The organism is Peribacillus sp. Bi134, assembly GCF_918698065.1.
In the GTDB taxonomy this organism is placed as follows: Bacteria; Bacillota; Bacilli; order Bacillales; family DSM-1321; genus Peribacillus.
Map to the genome: position 1 here is coordinate 105,287 of NZ_CAKKLN010000001.1, position 20,377 is coordinate 125,663.

Consider the following 20,377-nt stretch of genomic DNA (forward strand, 5'->3'; position numbering starts at 1 on the left):
AAATGGGAGGCCGGTTTTTAATTTAGAATCCTTCCGTTAAACGATGTCAGCCCACATCTCGCGGGGATTCAGCTCATAAATGCTGTTTTCACGGTACATGATGCTTCCGATAATGAGTTCACGCCTTATCGTTGCATAATCATCATGGAATGACTGTATGAATTCATTCAGTTCTTTTTCTGGATACTTACGTCCCTTTTCCAGAAGGCTGCCAATATGATGAAGGATAATCATTTTCTTTTTCCTTTGTGCCGGTATTGTTTTTAGTCGGCCATCTGGCGTATAGAAGTTTTCAAGGATCTTTTTGTGTTCTAAATTCAGCTTTTGATTATCCATATTATTAGAGTCCCCCTTATTTGAAACCATTTTAGGTAATGCTGACGAATAATGCTTCAGTACATCTTCATTCAAAAAATAATATACCGTATTTTTTTCCCTGTGATCCTTCACTAAATTAATGTCCTTCAATTTCGTTAAATGGTGTGATATGGTCGGGGCCGTCAATTTCAATATTCCCGCAAGTGCCTGTCCGTGTTTCGGGCCATTTGCAAGGATGGATATAATCCTAATCCTGGTTACATCACCAATCGTTTTGTGGAAAGCGACCAATTTTTCTAATTGCACTTTTATCTCCCTTTTCTAATTAGATTATCATCTAATTAGATGATAATCTAATTAGTGGGTATTAATCAAGTTAATATTCACTTTTCTATATTGCTTGGAAGAACTGGTGTATACTTTAGGTGAATACAAAAAAATTAAGCCGGAATTAAGGAGCTGTAACATGGCTAATACACATGTTTATACAAAAAAAGAAGAAGTGGTCAATGCGATAACCCACGGTATCGGCGTTTTGTTAAGTATTGCCGCACTTGTGTTTTTGATCATATTCTCAGCCCAAACAGGATCGCCTTGGCATGTAGTCATTTCAGTCATTTATGGTGTTTCCATGCTTCTTTTATATGTTTCTTCCACTTTAGTGCATAGTTTTCCAGAGGGCAAAACGAAGGATATATTTGAAATCTTTGATCATTCAGCCATATATATATTCATTGCCGGGACATACACGCCCATCATGCTTCTTGTGATCCAAGGGTCACTCGGCTGGACACTGCTAGGTATAATTTGGGGAGTTGCAATCATTGGCGTCGTCTTCAAAGCTTTCTATGTGAAAAGATTCCTCTTCCTTTCGACGATTCTCTATATTGCAATGGGGTGGATGATCGTTATCGTTTGGGGACCACTTACAGCAACGATGCCTTCAGCTGGTATCCAGTTATTGATTGCAGGGGGATTGCTTTATACGTTTGGAGCCATCTTTTATGTTTGGCGCGGTTTTCCGTTTCATCATGCGGTTTGGCATGTATTCGTGCTTGGGGGGTCTGTCACACACTTTTTTGCGGTATTGTTTTATATCCTTCCACTATGATAACTTCGTTGATATGATGTATCTGAGAGATTCTTGAGGTTTTAAATGCCCCCTATTAGGAAATAAATAACGTATACAAACTAAAGGAGGAAAAAACTAATGAGAAGATCAATCAAAATATTATCGGTCCCGTTTGCGGCTATGCTTGTTTTGGCTGGATGCGGCGAAGAAAACGATGAAGTGAAAAACCCGCCAGTTCAGGAAAATGAAAATCAAGCGGAAAATAACCCTGAAACAGGAACGGATAATAATGAAAAACTGCCTTTCACTTATAAGGATTTTCAATTAGAAGTGGATTATACAGGCAATGATAACGAATACGAAGCTGAATATGATACCATGGGAGCCCAAACAGAAGCTTCAATCGAGGACAAACTTAACAAACATGAAGTTCACGGTGATGAAGCAATGAAAGAATTGACCCCGATTTTAGAAAAATTGACATTCACCAAAGATTCATCAGATGAGGAAGTCATTCAAGAAGTGACAAAAGCTTTTAATTTGAAAGATGACTATCAAGAATTCGATCTAGAGGTCGTTTTCGAAGATGGTACGAAAAAAGAATATAAAGTGAATAATAAGTAACCAAATCCGTTACTATATTCTTCCTTATGTAATAAAATGGTAGCATGTTCATTTTGTCCTCAATAGTTGTCAAATTACTGTTACTATAGTAAAATGATTACGGTTAGCAAAGGGGATAATATACATTTGCTATTCATATTCGGACTTATGGGGATAGGACCGCAATAAATACTTGTAAAAAAGATTCTTTTAAAGAGTCTTTTTTTTATGCAGAGTTCCGGAATTTGAATATAAATGAAAGAGAGGGTACCACTAGCGGTACCCTCTCTTTCATTTACCCATCATTGGGAAAGTGGTGCATTTTTTTTTGGCAGCATATTAGCCGACGCTAACCTTGAGCGGATTGTAATGCCAAGCCAAGATGCAAGGAATGCCTTTAAAACGCCTACGATAATAAATGGAGCAAAACCGCTGGCAAATGCCACTGGCCAAGATAATGAACTCATATATTTTAACCAAACCGTACCGATGACCAAAGTAACTATCATCCCGATTGTATTTGCAAGGAAAGCCATCGCAACTGAGAAACGCGTTTTTTCCAATATCAAACCCGTTATATACACTGTCGGGATATAGGATAATAAATAACCGCCAGTAGGACCGAATATTTTAGCAAGCCCTCCTGACATTTCAGCGAATACAGGAACACCCGCTGCTCCAATGAACAAATATAATAAAACGGAAGAGGTTCCATAACGTGAACCGAGTATCGTAGCTGCCAATCCAACAGCTAAAGTCTGTCCTGTAATCGGTACTATGGGCAGTGGAATTGTAATTTGGGCAAGTATTCCTATAAGTGCTGCAAATAAAGCTGTAACCATCATCATTCTTAACTTCTCATGACGTTCCTTCATCGTGCTTCCCCCTAATGTAAACCTAGTTGTGTAACGAGTTAACATATAAAGAATTTTAATATGTTAAGTAAACACTGTCAATGGTATTATGAATTTTATTTCAATAATGGTCTTTTAAAATAAATGAAACTTTTTGAAGGCGTCATTCGTATGAATGGTAAGCAAAGTAATTGGAGGGGATTATAACCAGATATTATCATTGTTGGTAAAACGCTTATCCCAGGTCCTTAAAGTAGTAAGCGGCATGGAAAAATCGAAACTAAAGGATGAAAAAGATGGAGTTATTTGGGGTTCCGTTAGAAACAGTCTATTTATATGGATTAATTATATTCGGGGGGCTAACATTCTTATTTATTTTGTTTAATGATATATTTTCCGGCCTTGAATTACCGGATATATTTAATCCAACTCTCATTTTTAGCTTTTTCACCGTGTTTTTTGCGAGTGGGTTTTTGTTTGAATCGCTTTCAGGACTTAATGCTGGATTGAGTGCCGGCATTTCCCTGATCATTTCATTAATTATCGTCACTTTACTGAATGTATTTGTTTTGATTCCCATCTCATCAGCGGAAGAAAGTTTGACATTTCATGATAATGACCTGAGAGGGAGGGTCGGCAGGGTTCTGACATCAATCCCGGTTGACGGGTTTGGGGAAGTCCTGATTGAAAGCATCAGCGGAAGCATCGCGAAAACTGCGGCAAGTTATAAGAATGAAGGTATTGTTTCGGATTCAAAGGTCTTGATCATCGAAGTTAAAAATGGGGTTGTCTATGTTATGCCCCACCAGGATTAAAAAAAGGGTAGGAGGTAAGTTATGTTTGATTTGATTTGGATTGTTGTCGCCATTGTTGCATTTTTACTTATCGCACTTATTGCTGTCTTTATTACGAAATACCGTACTGCTGGTCCTGATGAAGCATTGATCGTGACCGGAAGCTATTTAGGAAGCAAAAATGTTCACATCGACGAATCAGGAAATAAAATTAAAATCGTCCGCGGCGGTGGTGCATTCGTTCTCCCGGTGTTCCAGCAAGCGGAACCACTAAGCTTGTTATCAAGCAAGCTTGAGGTCTCAACTCCTGAAGTATATACGGAACAGGGAGTTCCTGTCATGGCAGATGGTGTATCGATAATCAAGATTGGCAGTTCAATCACCGATATCGCCACAGCGGCAGAGCAATTTCTTGGTAAATCAAAAGATGACCGTGAACAGGAAGCGCGGGAAGTCTTGGAGGGACATCTTCGTTCCATCCTTGGTTCGATGACAGTCGAGGAAATTTATAAAAACCGTGAAAAGTTTTCCCAGGAAGTACAGAGGGTAGCCTCGCAGGATCTAGCTAAAATGGGACTCATCATCGTATCGTTCACGATTAAAGATGTTCGGGATAAAAATGGATATCTTGAATCGCTCGGAAAGCCAAGGATTGCCCAGGTGAAGAGGGATGCCGATATAGCGACCGCCGAGGCAGAGAAAGAAACGCGAATCAAGCGAGCCGAAGCTTCGAAGGAAGCCCAGCGTGCCGAACTTGAAAGGGCAACCGAAATAGCAGAAGCCGAAAAAATCAACAAGCTAAAGGTTGCGGAATTCCGGCGTGAGCAGGATATTGCCAAAGCACGGGCTGACCAAGCTTACGATCTTGAAACGGCCAGATCTAAACAGGATGTAACAGAACAGGAAATGCAAATCAGGATCATTGAACGTCAGAAGCAAATTGAGCTGGAGGAAAAAGAAATCCTACGCCGTGAAAAGCAATATGATTCAGAAGTGAAGAAAAAGGCCGATGCCGACCGTTATGCGGTAGAGCAGGCAGCCTCAGCCAACAAGATGAAACAGATTACAGAAGCGGATGCCGATAAGTATAAAATTGAAGCCATGGCGAAAGCGGAAGCGGAACGTGTTCGTATGGACGGTCTTGCTAAAGCGGACGCACAAAGGGCACAGGGTACGTCTGAAGCGGAAATCATCAGGTTAAAAGGGGTAGCAGAGGCAGAAGCCAAGCAGAAAATCGCTGAAGCTTTTGAACAGTTCGGGCAAGCGGCCGTAATGGACATGATTTTGAAAATGCTGCCGGAATATGCAAAACAAGTGGCAAGCCCGCTTAGTAATATCGACAAGATCACTGTAGTGGATACAGGTGGAAGCGGTGCGAATGGCGGGGCTAATAAAGTGACTGGATATGCAACGGATTTAATGGCATCCTTGCAGGAGTCATTAAAGGCATCTTCGGGAATTGATGTCAAAGACTTGCTTGAGAATTTCTCAGGAAAACGAAATTTACCATTTACCACCATCAGCCAGGAGAATGTCGAAGCGAACATGAATATGGCAGCAGGCAAGGAAGAATAACGATTAAGAAAATACATGGTAAATCATACTGTTCAACACGAAATTAAAGCTTATGTATTACCAATACAGATAGGTTATTGGACTTACTTATAGAGAATAAACAACCAAGGATGATTGGTTGTTTATTTTTTGCTTTTTAATAAAGCCTAAATTCGTTTTTAGTTTTCGCTATTATTAAATGTTTGAAACCGATATTTGGATGCACTTAAAACTTTATCTGTTTGATCATCTGAACTTAATTGCATTGAGTTATAAATTTTAATAGAAAAAAGCTTTTTACTTATTTTTCGACAATGTCACCTTATTTGTTGCAATCAAAGTCTTTATCATTTGAAAAAACACGAGACATAGATAAAATTTACAATCATTTGGCTTTAAAATCGTTCAATAAAGAAATGCCAGTTTCTTATATAGTTGATTATCTTAGGAGGACCCCATCTGATACTGAATTTTATTTAAACTTCCAGAACCGGGATTTTACAAGGTCAGCACAAACGAAATATATCCTAGAAATGATAGAAAATGCACTAACAAACAACACCAGAGAAAAAAAGATAAGTGGTCGGAGTGATGTTCACATCGAACATACATATTATGCCAAGGGAATTACTAAGGAAAAGAAATAAAGTCATTAGTAATTATTGAAAAAAAGAAATAGGAACAAGAGCTTCTGAATATTCAATGTTCGAATCGAATTGGGAACCTTACGCTGCTTGGAAGCGAATTAAACATTACTGCATCTAATTATCTTTTCTTGAAAAGAAAAAAAATAAGAGCAATCCATCATAATGTTAACCAAAGAAATTTGCCAAGAAGACAAATGGACCTTCGAAGAAATAAATATAAGGAGCGTGTATCTTGCGGGCATAGCTAAGAAGATATGGAATTTCAATAACTTGAAGTAGAGGGGAGTCTAGAATTATCAATCTTTGTTGTTGGTGTTGGCTTTAATATCAAGTAGTAAAAACAGCGTTGCTGTTAGCAATGCTTTTTTTACTGTTGTTAGGTAATTTATGCGCAGATGAACATCGGCTCTTCTAGCAGCTAATCCTAAATGTAGCTGCGTATTTAAAGCCGTGGTTTTTTAGGTCGAACCTTCTTAGCTAGCGTGTTAAGATCTAGATATGAGGAGAAATCTAGTTTTAATTTTGCTAGATAGGATGCTTTGTTGAGCGCAAAATCATACATTTTATCTACAAAATAAGATTCATCATCATAAATGACACCAATGTAATATTCACTTATATTTTCATTCAATACATCTGGATTCCCCAGTAAAGCAGCTTCAATAATTTCTTCTTCATTATTCTCCAACATTTCTGTTGCAAGTCTAGTTATCGTTTCCGTATAGAAAATTTCATCATAAAAGATTGTGTCTTCAGGTAATTCCCCAGCCGAACAAAGAACCAAACTCTTCTTCTACTCCTGTATTGGTAACTTTAGTTTCAAGAAAACTTTCAATTTTTACCGCGTAAACGTTGTTTGAAACTTTATTTAAACGCTCTATGGCCAAGTTTAAATGTTTTATGGTTTCAGTCTCTTTATCAAAACCAATGTATTTTAAATAATCATTATACTCATCACCATTAGGTAGAAAGGATTCAATATGCTAACCAGGATCCATTTCAAACAATGGGATATAATATTCCCCAGCATTGCAAATCGCACCAATGTATTCATCTCTTTCTAATGCAACTTTAATAAGATTTTTAAGGTTCTTCTCTCGCTCTGTTATTTGCATACTGTCATATACTTTCTTTAAATCGAATTTTATATTGTATATTTCTCGGTACTGTGTAAAATCTTGAGATTTTAATATTAAATTAAATACCTCTTCTGTCAAAGACGCATTGTAATAGAACTCTGGGTCAAGTGATTTTACCGTTTTATTAGAAAACACAGCTTTCTCCGGATCAATCTTGTAAATCACACTATTAAAGATATATTTATTACCTTCACTTGCTATTGTAGCCCAATTTTTAGTGATGTTATTATCTCGGTTTAATTCAAATTTAACCGTTTAAAATTTGCCTTTCTTAATTTGTTTAACAACTAATTTTTTTATCTCCACTTTTTTCAACACCTCTAATCTATAAAAGAAAGAGAGCATAATTTTAATGACAAAGTGAGAAGTTTAATGTTCCAAAAACCGCTAACAATGCCCCAAAGAAATGCTCTTGAAAACGGGAATGTTAAGTTCGCGATGAATTTTTGTAAGCGTAAGACACGCAATAGAATTTATGATTACGATTCATTGATTACTGCTTTAACTATACTCAGAATTATGGATTATTGAATAAATTTCTCGATTTTTTTACTTAGTAACCGACTCAAAGGGATATAAGCTAACTGCTATCATTTAAAGTGAGTATTCTAATAAGACTTCTTTTCTAACATTAAAGATGAACAAAGAAAGAACTGAAAAAACTATCTTATGGAACTAAAGGGGCAGGATAACTCCACAAGAAATATGGTTTTTTTGGTAAAATCTAATAGGAATAATTGTTTAATATACAGGGGGTGTTCAAATGAGTGAAGATAAAGAAACTCCTGAAAGTAAGAATTAAAAAGAAATCTTTCTAGCAGCGTTCACGGTGGAGGTCTTTTGATTTAGTTGGTAGCTTAGCTACTGACTTGAGACTGCAAATGTCTTGGTTTTTTACAGAGAAAAGTTACTTTAGAAGAGTAACCTATCATATTAGCGATACTTTAAAAAGTAAAATACGTGGTCGTGTTATCGTAAATATTTAGTCAGTAAATAACTAGTTTTTTTCTCTAATGGCGGGTAATAGTTAATAGTGCACCCCAGAAAAAGTGTAATGATTATATAGAAAAAACTAGGTCAATGTGTGCAACGATGATATCGAAACACACTGTTGACTAGTTTTTATCCGAAGTCATATTCATATATTTACCTATTACTGGAGGTATACATTAATTTCCATCTTTAATTTAACACCAGAAATCATTGTGTCAATGTCGCTTTAACCGACTAACATTTTACTCATTAGTTATTTTTTCCCACACATAATGTGTATGAATATTAAATGCTTTAATACATCCTTCTACATCACGTTTATATAAAGCATCTAATATAGGCTTATGAAGTTTTGCAATTTCATCTAAATTATCAAAATAAATTTTGCTTGTTATATACCAGATTCGATTCGATACCGCACTTAAATCTTCCCATACCTGGTACATATAATCATGATCCGCTAGTTTATAAATATAGCTATGAAAAGCTACATCTATTTCTCTAACTTTCTCAAGGTCACCATTTTTACCTGCTTTAAGCATTTCTTGATATAAATCACTAAGTTCTTTTAAATCTACTTCTTTTATTTTTTGTATAGCTCTTGCTATAGCTAAGGGCTCTATTGCTTCACGGAAGCTATAAATTTCATCAATGTTCTTTTTAGAGAAGTTGGATACAAAAGTTCCTTTATGACGATGGTGAATGACGAAACCTTCTTTTCTAAGACGTGAAAGAGCTTCTCGAACTGGAGCTTGACTAACATTATATGATTTTGCTATTTCCATTTCTATAATTCGATCTCCAGGTTTTAATTCTCCTTTAATAATTGATTCTTTTAAAAGATCACATACTTGATCAGGCAACGAATAATTTGTAACTTTTTTTTCCATAGAAATAACACTCCTTTATTCTTTAATTATTTTTAATCATCTATAGTATTTATAGGAAGTTTAGTTATTAAACTATTTCAATCTATTTTAACAATAATTAGATGATTCTAAAATATTTGGGCATTCGCATTTAAATGTATTATAGCGATTATATATTATCGATAATTAACAGTAAACTATTTGTAATAGTAATTAGAGGAAGTAAAGGGAAAAATTGATTGTATCGAAGTGAAGCTTTTTCATTTGGTAATTTTTATTCAAAATAATTTTTAAATTATTTTGACAATTTAAAAGGAAATTGCTATCTTTATTATAGATTATCGATAATCTATAATAATGAAAATATCTTAAAGGAGTGGATATGTGTAAGAGAAATTTGAATAATCGTCTGTCTAATAATAGGATGTGAAGGTAAAGTACTAAAAAAGAATAATCGATTCGGGTATGTAACACAAAACACATGTAAATTTTAATATTAAAGAAAATACAAATATCGGTGATTTCACTTCTCAGATTAAATAGGATAAGAACTAAAATTAATTATGAAAACGGTTACTTTATAGGCTATATAGCAAGTCAAACCGTCGAAAAATATTGATCATTAAAAAATTTAGTTACTAGGGGGATACTAATGAATTTATTAACAGACTCGTTTGAATTTGGGTTGCATACACAGATCCATTTTGGGGTTGACCGTATTCAGGAATTACCTAGCATTATTAAAAAATATAACTATCAAAAAATACTTGTTTGTACGGATAAAGGAATTGTTGATTCAGGTACTCTTGATCGTTTAGAATCCGTTCTTAAGAGTGGGGAAGTTAATTATGAATTATTTACTGAAGTAGAACCTGATCCGACTTTAAGGGTGGTAAAAAAAGTGGAAGAGCTCTTCATAATGAAAAATTGTGACGCCCTTATTGGATTAGGTGGTGGAAGCTCGATTGATACAGCGAAAGGGGTTTCTGTAGCTGTAGCAAATCCAGGTGATTTAAGTCTGTTTGAAGGGAAGAATCAAATTCCAAACCGTGGACCAGATATTATTGCCATCCCTACAACGGCGGGCACTGGATCCGAAGTTACCCACGCAACTGTATTAAAGGATGAAAAAAGGAAATACAAAATGGGGATTGTTAGTGAACATTTACATCCAAAAGTGGCAATATTGGACCCTCGCTTACTTACCACTTTGCCAAAAGGATCTTCCGCGATTACGGGAATGGATGCATTAAGCCATGCCATTGAATCTTATACATCTAATCAGGCGCAGCCAATTACAGAAGCTTTAGGCTTACATGCCATTGAGCTGATTGGTAAATGGTTAAGGCCATTTGTTGCAGATCGATCCAATTTAGAAGCTGCATCTAATATGATGCTGGCAAGCACCATTGCAGGGATTGCCTTTATTTGGGGGAGGATTGCGGCTGTTCATGCTTTATCCCATCCACTGGGTGGCCGATACAAAATCGCCCACGGTTTAGCCAATTCTATAATGTTACCAGTAGTTATGAAATATAATTTAAGTTCTGACTTTGAAAAGTTTAAAAATATCGCTGCTTTGCTCGGAGAAAATGTTCATGACTTAAGCCTTCGAAGTGCTGCTGAAAAATCAGTGAAAGCTGTAGAAGAGTTAATTTCAGATTTAGAGATTCCTACGACACTGAAAGATATCAACATTGAATTATCAGAGGAAGAAATTCAAGTGGTAGCACAGGAAGCGTTTGATAGTGGCATGACAAATGCAAATCCTAAAAAAGTTTCTGTTAAAGATTTAGTTTCCATCATCAATTCTATTAAATAAGGGGTGTAAAAATGGTAGTTGTTAAGAGTTCTCCTATTACGGTAAAAAACTATATTGGCGGCAAATGGGTTCCATCTTCAAATAACCAGACTTACAAAAGGGAAAATCCAGCGAATATTAAGGAAATTATTTGGATAGCTCCAAATTCTACGGAAGAGGATGCAAACAATGCTGTTGATGCTGCTCAAGAAGCATTCAAATCCTGGTCTAAAATGTCTCCTATTAATCGTGGTAAATACCTTTATCGCTTTGCCGAAATTTTAGAATCACAAAAAGATGAGGTAGCAGATTTATTGACAAAAGAACAAGGTAAACCATTTAGTGAATCTTTAGGAGAAGTAAATAAAACTATTAGCGAGGTTCGTTTCACAGCTGGGGAAGCATCAAGGTTAATAGGAGAGACTTTACCTAGTGAGCGTGAGAATGTAAACATTCGTACGATTAGGGTTCCTAAGGGGGTAATCGCTGCTATTTCACCATGGAATTTCCCATTGGTAACACCTTTACGAAAAATTGCGCCGGCATTAGTTGCTGGGAATACGGTTGTCTTTAAGCCAGCAAGTGTAACGGTAGGAATGGGATATAAGATAGCTGAATTATTTGAACAGGCAGGTCTGCCAGAGGGTGTATTAAACTTAATAATTGGTTCAGGAAGAAATGTTGGAAACCAACTAGTCAATCATCCAAAGGTTCGAGGAGTTACATTTACTGGTTCAACAGGGGTGGGATCAAACATCTATGAACAAGCATCAAAACGTTTGATCCATGTTCAACTGGAAATGGGTGGGAAAAACGCAGCCATTATTTATGAGTACCCGGATATAGAAAAGGCCATTAATCAAATAGTTCCCGCTGCTTTTGCTGCTACAGGGCAAAGATGTACTTCTATTAGCCGAATAATCGTTAACAAGCAAGATAGAGATCGCGTAGTAGCAGCCTTAAAGGAAAAAACTGAAGCATATGTTATTGGTGATGGTTTAGACAAACAAACTACATTGGGACCTTTAGTATCTAAAGATCAATTAGAAACTACACAAAAGTATGTTCAAATTGGTTTGGGGGAAGGGGCCACATTAATAGCCGGCGGAAAAGCCTCAGATCAGGGAACAAAAGGATATTTCTTTGAACCTACCATTTTCGCTGATGTTAAGCCTAATTCAAGAATAGCGAAAGAAGAAATTTTTGGACCTGTACTTGTCGTATTGACAGCAAATAGCTTCAACGAAGCACTAGAAATATGCAATGACAGTGATTATGGGCTTGCAGCAGCTTGTTTTACTCAAAATAAATCATATCAGGATCTATTTGTTAACCAGGTAGAAGCAGGTATGATTCATTTGAATAATGGTACTATCAGTGAATCCCATGTACCATTTGGAGGTTTAAAACATTCAGCAATAGGACCTTATTCTATTGGCAGTACAGCAAAAGATTTCTTTACGGATTTGAAAGTGATTTATGATGCTAATTAATGATAGATATTTGTTATTAACATAGCAAACAAAGCACTAAGGAACATAAAAGGCAGGGTTAATTTCGAAATAAAAGGTTCTCTTTACTCCTGAAGCAGTGTATTTAAATGATTATCCGGACTAGTGCTGGAAAAGGTAACAACTAAAATTTTAACCGAGATAAATGGTCCTACGTTTTCAAAAAAGGCACGAAATTTACTCTTAGTGGGGGATTGATAAAATGTCACTACAACGTAAGGATTCAGACCTGGAATTATCCAACAGTAAACCATTGTCACATGATTTGGATAGACCTACCAATGTACGTTGGCAAGTGTTTGTTGCTCTACTTGGTCTCACTACAATCAATTATATTGATAGGGCTGTTTTATCTGTCGCCATGCCAGCACTCCAAAAGGACTTAGCTTTGGACCCTGCCATTGTAGGGCTTGTACTAAGTTCCTTTTTCTGGGGATATGCACTTATGCAAATTCCGGTTGGCTTAATTGCGGACCGTTATAGACCTGATAAATTAATAGTGGGTTCAGCACTTGCATGGGGATTGGCGCAAACTTTAACTGGGTTTGTTAGTACCAGTAAAATGCTTATCTTCTTACGGGTGTTACTGGGAATAGCGGAATCACCTATGTTTCCAAGTGGATCCAAAATGCAATCCGTATGGCTAACTTCCAAAGAAAGAGGACGTGGTGCTACTTTACTTGATAGCGGTGCATCCTTAGGAACGGCCCTTGGTGGACCATTAACAATAGCCTTCATGGCATGGCTCGGAGGATGGCGTGGTGCCTTAATTGGAGTTGGTCTTCTTACAATCGTGATTGGCTTAATCAGTTGGAAAGTTATAAAGGGAACACCAGAAACTAATCCAAGGGTGAACAAAGCTGAACGAGAATATCTAAAAAAAGCACATTTAGAGGAATACAACTCGGATTCCCAAGGGAAAACTCAAACCACTAAGATCAAACATTACTTTAAAAATCGAAACTTTTGGTGCATGTGCCTAGGCTTTTATTCGTTAAACACGATTTTTTTCGGTCTCATGACTTGGGGACCTAATTACTTGGCAAAAACACAAGGCTTAGATATAACAACCATTGGAGGTGCGATATTGCTTATTTTTGGTGCGGGTGTTGTAGGTGAATTGACTGGGGGATGGATTGCAGACAAATGGAGGGAAAAAGGCGGTAAATTTAATACGGTTATGCATACTCTCTTAGTCATATCAGGGTTAATTAGTGCCTCTTGCATATTATTATTAACGCTCTCAACATCTCCTACCATGGCTGTTACTTTACTGTGTATCGCATTATTCTTCCTACGGTGGGCTGGCTTGTATTGGAGTATTCCAGCCACAATTGCCCAGCGTGAACATGTTGGTACGATAGGAGGATGTATGAATTTTGCAGGGAACATGGCTGGTGTCATCACTCCTATTGTAATCGGTTTTATTGTATCGTTTACAGGTTCATATTTTATGGGACTGGTTCTATTTAGTATCTTTGGTTTAGTCTTAGCTGGAGCATCCCTTTTTATTGACTTTACTAAGAAAGTAGAAGCGATATAACTAGATCATGAGTTCCTTTTATTATGAATAGAAAGAGATAGACCTTTATTTAGCCCTTTGTTTATGTAAACTTAGCGATTGTAAGAGTAGTAACTATTTTTTTTAGATAACAAGTTAAAAATGTAATCAGGTGAGTCGCTTGCTTTACGAAAGGGACCTCCTTATAAAAACATCTATCTATTTTATTCTTATCTATATTTTTGATAGATGGATAGATGATATTTCATTTATTCAAATTATCGATAATCTATTATAGATAAAGTGGATAATTTGATGGTTTTAACATTTTTTACTAACAAGAAAGGGGAATATATATGCAAATAACAGAAACTCAACAAAATTGGAGAGATCTTGCAAGAGATTTTGCCAAACGTAAATTAGAACCTGCCACTGAATGGCTAGAAGGCAAGAAGTTTTGGGATAATGCAAAAAAATTAGCCGATCACGGATTTTTAGGCTTAACTCTTCCGGAAAAATATGGAGGAATGGGTTTGGATTTATTTGACGCATTACTGATCATCGAAGAATTATGCAGGGTGTGTCCAACTAGCGGGCGTCATGCTTATCATGCAAGTATGGGTATTGCTTCATATATTAATCATTTAGGTAATGAGGAACAAAAGAAAAAATATTTACCAATGGTAACATCCGGAAAATTGTTTGTTGCACTGGGAATGAGTGAACCAGAAGCAGGCAGTGCTGCAACTGATTTAACTACAACAGCCATTAAAGAAGGAGATTACTTTCGTTTAAATGGTTCAAAAGTTTTTATTAGTGATGCTCATCTTGCTGATGTATTTGTTGTCTATGCTCGATTCGGAAATACAGGACGTACGTCAGATATAGGCGCACTCTTAGTAGAACGTGGCACTCCGGGTTTTACGGTAGGACCGAATGAAGAAAATATGAGCGGTGAAATACAATGTGCTTTATATTTTGAAGATGCCCTGGTACCAAAAGAAAATGTCCTTGTAACAGATAACGCCTTCAAAAAGTTAATGGGAGTCTACAACGGTGTGCGTTTAGGGTTTTTAGCCCAAACCATAGGGATTACACAAGCTGCTTTTGATCGCACAATCGAACATGTAAAACAACGTAAACAATTTGGTAAGGAAATTTGTGAATTCCAAGGGTTGCAATGGATGATATCCGATATGTATGTCCAGCTTGAAGCTGCTCGTACTTTACTTTATCGTGCAGGTGAAGCGGCATCTGACAATAAACCTGATAAAAATGCAGTTAGTGTTGCCAAACTGTTTGTAGCTGAGGCTGCTCAAAAAATCACTGATACATGCATTCAACTTCATGGTGGCTATGGATTTTCTAAACAATATCCGCTCGAATGGTATTATCGATGTGTTCGTTCTGCCTCAATTGCGGGTGGTACGTTACAAGTTCATAAGACCATGTTAGCTTCAGATGTACTTGAAAGAAAATTCAACCAACGACAATAGTAATGTAAAAGTACTTAAATATTGAAGTCATTGAGGAATTTTAATCAAGAAAACTAGGAGGTAAATGGGATGAGCACAGCATCTTACAACCAAATTAGTAACTCCAAAGTAGTTTCTGTTGAAGAAGCAGTTAAAAATATACCAAGTAATGCGTCCATTACGATTGGTGGTTTAATCTCGATCCTATGTCCAGAAAAAGTTCTAGCTGCGCTTGAGGAACGTTTTTTAACTGAAGATGAACCTAAAAATCTATCTGTTATTACACCAGTCAGAGTAGGATGGGACCCTAAAAGAAGGACAGGACTTGAGCATTTTGCTCACAAAGGCATGTTAAAACGCCTAATAAGCGGTAGCTTTCATATTAAAGAAAATCAAAAAGTGGCAGGCATGATTCGTAACAATGAAATAGAGGCGTACAATTTTTCTATGGGGACCTTATTTCAATTAATTAGATCAATTGCAGGAGGGCATCCAGGGCTCTTGACAAAAGCTGGTTTACATACCTATGTGGACCCTAGATATGATGGAGGCAAATTAAATGAGCATACAAAAGATGAGCTTGTTCGGTTGCTTGAGATTGATGGAGATGAACATTTATTCTACCCGTCTTTCCCAATAGACGTGGCAATCATAAGAGGTACTACCGCCGATGAAAGTGGAAATATTACCTTAGAAGAAGAACCGGCGACGTTAAGTGGACTGGAAATGGCCATGGCAGCAAAGGCTAATGGGGGATATGTCATTGTTCAAGTTAAGCGTGTGACCGGAAAAAATACCCTTCACCCTCGTTCGGTAGAAATTCCCGGTATTTTAGTAGATGCCATAGTGATAGACGAAGAACAAAAGCAAAGTCTACTTCCAGATTATAACCCTAGCTGGACAGGAGAAATTAAACAGCCTATTAGTCAATTAAAAAAACACTTACCATTAGATGCTAAAAAAGTGATTCTTCGCAGAGCAGCAAAAGAAATTGTTCCAGGAGCTATCGTTAATTTAGGAGTAGGTATTCCTGTAGATTTACCTCAATTGGCTCTGGAAGGAGATTTCTTCAAGGAAATTACCTTTTCTTTAGAGCATGGGGCTATTGGTGGTGTTCCAATGGGGGTAGAAGTATTTGGAGCTCATAATAACCCAGAGGCTTTTGTAACTTCACCTCAAATCTTTGATTTTTATCAAGCCGGGGGATTATCTGCAACCTTTCTAGGATTTGCCCAAATTGATGGTAGTGGAAATGTAAACGTAAGTAAGTTTAATGGTATCTACCGGGGTTCCGGTGGATTCATCGATATTACTCATAAAACTCCAAAAATTATCTTTTGTGGGACATTAACAAGTGGAGGGTTAAAGGTATCTGTGGAAGAAGGTAAGATAAAAATCAAAAATGAGGGACGATATAAAAAATTTATCCAATCCATCGAACATATGACCTTTAACGCTAATCAAGCTTTGAAAAAAGGGCAAGAAATTCTGTATATTACGGAACGTTGTGTTTTCCGTTTAGAGGAGAAAGGCTTGGTCCTTATTGAACATGCACCCGGGATTGATGTGAAAAAAGATATTCTTTCGAATGTGGATTGTGAAATTACTATTTCTTCTAATCTAAAGTTGATGGAGCCATCGCTTTTCATGGAATCTAAAAATGAAGTTTTAATGGAAAGGGTGTAACGGAGTGTCTTACTTAAAAATTGGTCGAATCATTGAAACAGATGTATTAGTTGTGGGAGGTGGTGGAGCTGCAGCAAGAGCTGCTCTTTCTTCGGTCGAATCTGGTGTAAGTGTTCGAATCGCTGTAAAATCAAAATGGCTTGGAAGTGGCTCTACTGCAACAGCATTTTCGGAATTGTTAGCGATTGCGGCAGCCATTGGCCATGCAGATGAACGAGATCATCCTGAAATCCACTATGAAGATACGTTAGATGCTGGAAGAGGTTTTATTGATCCTGAACTAGTTTGGACACTTGCCTCGGAAGTTCCTGATCGTATTCAAGATCTTAGGAACATAGGGTTAAACTTTGATAAAGAAGAAAACGGAAAGCTAGTACAAGGTATGAGTGATTTTGCCACATATCCAAGAACATGCCGAGTAAATGGCGTAACAGCGCGTCACATTTTAGTTGCGCTAGCAAAGCAAATTAAAAAACATAACGTGCCCATTGATGAAAATATTATGGTGTTTAAATTATTAATCGATAAAAACAAAAGCATTTCAGGAGCACTTGGTATAAATAGGGATACAAAAGAGATCATTCTTTACAAAACACCGTCCATTATCCTTGCGTGTGGAGGGGCTCATCATGTTTATAAATATGGTGTAGGGACTCCAGATATGACCGGAAATGGATATGCGATGGCCTATGAACTAGGTATCCCTCTCATCAATATGGAATTTATTCAAATCGGACCAGGAGTGATTAATCCTTCCATCACATTATTATCTGGACCGGTGTGGAAGCCGAAACCTATACTCACAAACACCAAAGGAGAAAATATTCTCAAAAAGCATGTACCTCCACATGTCAAACTTGAGGATGTTTATAACCATAAAGTATTTCCATTCACCATTTCAACAGCTGCGTATTACTTAGATACTTCCATTCAGAAAGAATTGGAGTTAAATCCCACCCCTAACGGGGGAGTTTGGTGTACGATGCCTGATGGTTCTGAAGGCACCGTAGAACAAAAAATGCCTAAGACAAAAGGTGTACTGAAGTCAAAAGGGATTGATGTGTTTAAAGATCAGTTCGAGATAGCACTTGTAGCTCAGTGTATGAATGGAGGAGCCTTAATCGAAAGCCCAGATGGTACCACAAATATATCCGGTTTATTTATCGCAGGGGAAACAGCAGGAGGTGTGCGTGGTCCGGACCGTCCTGGTGGAAACTCTCTGGCTGAGGGACAAGTTTTTGGCTACCGTACTGGAAAAGCAGCAGCCGCTTATGCTGACAAAAAAGAAATTACTGAAAATCCTGAAAAAGAATCCCTAGCTGTATTAGATGATTTAAGCGAATTAATTTCAATCAGCAAAGGCGAAAAAGAACTTAATGATGCCATCCATTTACTTAAGGAAACTATGTATAAAAATTGTTTGGTTATCCGTAACGATAAGCGCTTGAATGTAGCGCTTACACTTATTGATGAACTCGAGCGTTCTATAGTAAATGGAGATTTTAATATTGATGAGAATAATCTCTTTACTGCCATTGACCTTAAACATATGCTCGTCACTTCCCGAGCAATTGTTATCTCTGCAAAAGCACGTACAGAAAGTAGAAGTTGCCATTATCGAGAGGATTACCCTGAAAAAGACGATTTAAATTGGATAAACAGTATTTATGTCACTCAAATAGATGGAGAAATGCAAATAAATACTCGACAATGGCCAAAGACACGAAAAAGTGAAGTACAGCTATGATTGTAAAAGCCTCAATGTAGGGGAGTTTCATATCAATCGGATAGTATTCCTTTTAAAAGATGGCAAGGGAAACTCACAAATAATTGGAAGCTAATTAAAAAGGGGAGATTAGGAAAATGAATATCGGTTTTAGAGTATTTCCAGTTGAAAATCGTGTTGATAAAAGGATAGTCGAGGAGTTCCAAAACGTTGTCACTCCTCATATCAGTGATAATATGAGCCGGCTGCAAGGTGCGATTTCTGACTTAAGACCCTATCATAAAGGGGGAAAACTTGTAGGTACAGCTTTAACAGTCAAAACAAGACCGGGGGATAACTTAATGGTCCATAAAGCAATTGATCTAGCACAACCTGGTGATGTTATTGTAGTTGATGCAGGCGGGGATACAACAAACGCAATTGTTGGGGAGATTATGCAAAGAATAGCCAAAAAAAATGGTATAGCAGGATTTGTGATTCACGGTGCTATTCGGGATTCACTAGCTTTCAAACATGATTCATTTCCTATCTATGCAAAAGGAGTAACTCATCGTGGCCCATATAAAGATGGACCAGGTGAAATCAATGTCCGCATCTCTCTTGGTGGTATGATTATCAACCCAGGTGACCTTATCGTAGGGGATGAAGATGGTCTTATAGTTGTCCCTATAGAAAATGTAGAAGAAATCCTTCAAAAAGTAAAAATTCAAGCTCAAAGAGAGGAAGAGATTTTTCAATCAATTGAGCAAGGGACAGTAGATAGAAGTTGGGTTGATAGTACTTTGAAGGAAAAGGGCTGTGAAATTTTTAGTACTTCTGAATCTTTAATAAGTAGTGAGGGACATTAAATGAAGCCAAAAGTTTATATAACAAGGCGAATCCCAGAACAAACCGTAAAGAGAATTAACAAAACTTGCGAGGTACGAATGTGGGATCACGAAGATATTCCCATACCCTATGAGATTCTTGAAAAAGAAATTGGAGAGATTGATGGTTTATTATGTTTATTAACAGAAACAATAGACGATGCACTGATAAGAAAAGCAAAAAACCTTAAAATCATCGCTAATATGGCAGTTGGCTATAACAATATTGATATTAACAGTGCGACTACACATGGCATTATGGTCACGAATACACCAGATGTTTTAACAGAAACCACAGCAGATTTAACGTTTGGTCTTTTAATGGCAACAGCTCGCCGTCTAATAGAGGCATCTGATTATTTGAAAAGTGGTGAATGGAAAACATGGTCTCCTATGCAACTGACTGGCCTGGACATACATGGAGCTACTTTGGGGATAATTGGCTTAGGTAGGATTGGAGAGGCATTAGTAAGAAGAGCAAAAGGGTTTGATATGAAGGTCCTGTATTCTAGTAGAAGCCGTAAATATGAACAAGAGTATGAATTAGGCATAAACTATACCTCACTTGAAAACCTTTTACTAGAATCAGATTTTGTATGTGTCATGGTTCCTTACACTACAGAAACCAAAAATCTAATTGGATCGGAGCAACTTTCATTAATGAAAGAGAATGCTGTACTTATTAATACGGCTAGAGGTGGAATTGTAAATGAAATAGCTTTATATAACGCTATAAAAAATAGAGAGATTTGGGGGGCAGGTATTGATGTGTTTGAAAATGAACCTGTTTCTTTAGATCACCCCCTTTTAACATTACCAAATGTGGTTACTCTTCCGCATATAGGTAGCGCGAGTATTGCAACTAGAACGAAAATGGCTAATCTCGCCATGACTAATTTAATGACAGCTTTACAAAATGAAAAACCTCAAAACTTGTTAAACGATATTTGTTTTAATAACTAGTTAAA

The 20,377-nt window shown here is 37.0% G+C and carries 18 protein-coding genes; 13 read left to right on the forward strand and 5 right to left on the reverse strand.

Translation table 11 applies throughout. The features are described 5' to 3' along the window. Positions 1-36 precede the first annotated feature (36 nt). Positions 37-624 (reverse strand): metalloregulator ArsR/SmtB family transcription factor, encoded by a 588-nt coding sequence (locus LQ188_RS00545; RefSeq protein ID WP_230175712.1) that lies wholly within the window; start codon positions 622-624, stop codon positions 37-39. Between the two features lie 160 nt (positions 625-784). Here LQ188_RS00545 and LQ188_RS00550 point away from each other — a divergent pair, with 160 nt between their 5' ends. Both LQ188_RS00550 and LQ188_RS00555 read left to right on the forward strand, forming a co-directional pair. Beyond that, positions 785-1,429 (forward strand): hemolysin III family protein, encoded by a 645-nt coding sequence (locus tag LQ188_RS00550; RefSeq protein ID WP_101225198.1) that lies wholly within the window; start codon positions 785-787, stop codon positions 1,427-1,429. Positions 1,430-1,528: 99 nt separating this feature from the next. Next, on the forward strand, positions 1,529-2,014 hold the full coding sequence (locus LQ188_RS00555) for a YusW family protein (RefSeq protein WP_101225197.1): 486 nt from the start codon (positions 1,529-1,531) through the stop codon (positions 2,012-2,014). Positions 2,015-2,295: 281 nt separating this feature from the next. Here the strand turns inward: LQ188_RS00555 and LQ188_RS00560 are convergent, their stop codons facing one another. Continuing rightward, the gene (locus LQ188_RS00560; RefSeq protein WP_230175713.1) at positions 2,296-2,868 is read right to left on the reverse strand and encodes a biotin transporter BioY; all 573 of its coding nucleotides are present in this window, start codon (positions 2,866-2,868) and stop codon (positions 2,296-2,298) included. A 275-nt stretch (positions 2,869-3,143) separates the two neighbouring features. Between LQ188_RS00560 and LQ188_RS00565 the strand changes: the two genes are divergently transcribed. From LQ188_RS00565 to LQ188_RS26900, 3 genes are all read left to right on the forward strand, one after another. Next, positions 3,144-3,662, forward strand: coding sequence for a hypothetical protein (locus LQ188_RS00565; protein WP_101225196.1), 519 nt, complete (start codon positions 3,144-3,146; stop codon positions 3,660-3,662). 21 nt (positions 3,663-3,683) lie between these two features. Beyond that, positions 3,684-5,216: a flotillin family protein gene (locus LQ188_RS00570; RefSeq protein WP_230175714.1), complete on the forward strand. Its 1,533-nt coding sequence runs from the start codon at positions 3,684-3,686 to the stop codon at positions 5,214-5,216. Positions 5,217-5,910: 694 nt separating this feature from the next. After that, a complete protein-coding gene (locus LQ188_RS26900; RefSeq protein WP_363320537.1) occupies positions 5,911-6,090 on the forward strand; it encodes a hypothetical protein in 180 nt (59 codons plus the stop codon). A gap of 194 nt (positions 6,091-6,284) precedes the next feature. Here the strand turns inward: LQ188_RS26900 and LQ188_RS00575 are convergent, their stop codons facing one another. The 3 genes from LQ188_RS00575 to LQ188_RS00585 form a co-directional block, all read right to left on the reverse strand. Next, positions 6,285-6,626 (reverse strand): hypothetical protein, encoded by a 342-nt coding sequence (locus LQ188_RS00575; protein WP_230175715.1) that lies wholly within the window; start codon positions 6,624-6,626, stop codon positions 6,285-6,287. A 199-nt stretch (positions 6,627-6,825) separates the two neighbouring features. Beyond that, a complete protein-coding gene (locus LQ188_RS00580) occupies positions 6,826-7,116 on the reverse strand; it encodes a hypothetical protein (RefSeq protein WP_230175716.1) in 291 nt (96 codons plus the stop codon). Between the two features lie 1,100 nt (positions 7,117-8,216). After that, positions 8,217-8,864, reverse strand: coding sequence for a GntR family transcriptional regulator (locus LQ188_RS00585; protein ID WP_230163210.1), 648 nt, complete (start codon positions 8,862-8,864; stop codon positions 8,217-8,219). 631 nt (positions 8,865-9,495) lie between these two features. On the opposite strand from LQ188_RS00585, the gene LQ188_RS00590 reads away from it, so the two are divergent. From LQ188_RS00590 to LQ188_RS00625, 8 genes are all read left to right on the forward strand, one after another. Then, positions 9,496-10,665 carry an iron-containing alcohol dehydrogenase gene (locus LQ188_RS00590; protein ID WP_230175717.1) on the forward strand — a complete coding sequence of 390 codons (1,170 nt, stop codon included), beginning with the start codon at positions 9,496-9,498 and terminating at the stop codon, positions 10,663-10,665. A gap of 11 nt (positions 10,666-10,676) precedes the next feature. After that, positions 10,677-12,137: an aldehyde dehydrogenase family protein gene (locus LQ188_RS00595; RefSeq protein WP_230175718.1), complete on the forward strand. Its 1,461-nt coding sequence runs from the start codon at positions 10,677-10,679 to the stop codon at positions 12,135-12,137. A gap of 220 nt (positions 12,138-12,357) precedes the next feature. Continuing rightward, complete coding sequence (locus LQ188_RS00600) at positions 12,358-13,698, forward strand: MFS transporter (RefSeq protein WP_230175719.1); 1,341 nt, start codon at positions 12,358-12,360, stop codon at positions 13,696-13,698. Between the two features lie 314 nt (positions 13,699-14,012). Next, positions 14,013-15,152, forward strand: coding sequence for an acyl-CoA dehydrogenase family protein (locus tag LQ188_RS00605; protein WP_098866267.1), 1,140 nt, complete (start codon positions 14,013-14,015; stop codon positions 15,150-15,152). 69 nt (positions 15,153-15,221) lie between these two features. Beyond that, on the forward strand, positions 15,222-16,817 hold the full coding sequence (locus LQ188_RS00610; protein WP_230175720.1) for a CoA-transferase: 1,596 nt from the start codon (positions 15,222-15,224) through the stop codon (positions 16,815-16,817). A 4-nt stretch (positions 16,818-16,821) separates the two neighbouring features. Then, a complete protein-coding gene (locus LQ188_RS00615) occupies positions 16,822-18,564 on the forward strand; it encodes an FAD-binding protein (RefSeq protein ID WP_230175721.1) in 1,743 nt (580 codons plus the stop codon). 116 nt (positions 18,565-18,680) lie between these two features. After that, the gene (locus tag LQ188_RS00620) at positions 18,681-19,391 is read left to right on the forward strand and encodes an RraA family protein (RefSeq protein WP_230175722.1); all 711 of its coding nucleotides are present in this window, start codon (positions 18,681-18,683) and stop codon (positions 19,389-19,391) included. After that, positions 19,392-20,372, forward strand: coding sequence for a D-glycerate dehydrogenase (locus LQ188_RS00625; protein ID WP_230175723.1), 981 nt, complete (start codon positions 19,392-19,394; stop codon positions 20,370-20,372). It abuts the gene before it with no gap. Positions 20,373-20,377 lie beyond the last annotated feature (5 nt).

What these genes read in the sequence shown, in the direction of transcription:
- LQ188_RS00550 (WP_101225198.1), top strand. Translation starts at nt 785, where the DNA reads ATGGCTAATACACATGTTTATACAAAAAAAGAAGAAGTGGTCAATGCG.
- LQ188_RS00555 (WP_101225197.1), top strand. Translation starts at nt 1,529, where the DNA reads ATGAGAAGATCAATCAAAATATTATCGGTCCCGTTTGCGGCTATGCTT.
- LQ188_RS00560 (WP_230175713.1), bottom strand. Translation starts at nt 2,868, where the DNA reads ATGAAGGAACGTCATGAGAAGTTAAGAATGATGATGGTTACAGCTTTA.
- LQ188_RS00565 (WP_101225196.1), top strand. Translation starts at nt 3,144, where the DNA reads ATGGAGTTATTTGGGGTTCCGTTAGAAACAGTCTATTTATATGGATTA.
- LQ188_RS00570 (WP_230175714.1), top strand. Translation starts at nt 3,684, where the DNA reads ATGTTTGATTTGATTTGGATTGTTGTCGCCATTGTTGCATTTTTACTT.
- LQ188_RS00585 (WP_230163210.1), bottom strand. Translation starts at nt 8,864, where the DNA reads ATGGAAAAAAAAGTTACAAATTATTCGTTGCCTGATCAAGTATGTGAT.
- LQ188_RS00590 (WP_230175717.1), top strand. Translation starts at nt 9,496, where the DNA reads ATGAATTTATTAACAGACTCGTTTGAATTTGGGTTGCATACACAGATC.
- LQ188_RS00595 (WP_230175718.1), top strand. Translation starts at nt 10,677, where the DNA reads ATGGTAGTTGTTAAGAGTTCTCCTATTACGGTAAAAAACTATATTGGC.
- LQ188_RS00600 (WP_230175719.1), top strand. Translation starts at nt 12,358, where the DNA reads ATGTCACTACAACGTAAGGATTCAGACCTGGAATTATCCAACAGTAAA.
- LQ188_RS00605 (WP_098866267.1), top strand. Translation starts at nt 14,013, where the DNA reads ATGCAAATAACAGAAACTCAACAAAATTGGAGAGATCTTGCAAGAGAT.
- LQ188_RS00610 (WP_230175720.1), top strand. Translation starts at nt 15,222, where the DNA reads ATGAGCACAGCATCTTACAACCAAATTAGTAACTCCAAAGTAGTTTCT.
- LQ188_RS00620 (WP_230175722.1), top strand. Translation starts at nt 18,681, where the DNA reads ATGAATATCGGTTTTAGAGTATTTCCAGTTGAAAATCGTGTTGATAAA.
- LQ188_RS00625 (WP_230175723.1), top strand. Translation starts at nt 19,392, where the DNA reads ATGAAGCCAAAAGTTTATATAACAAGGCGAATCCCAGAACAAACCGTA.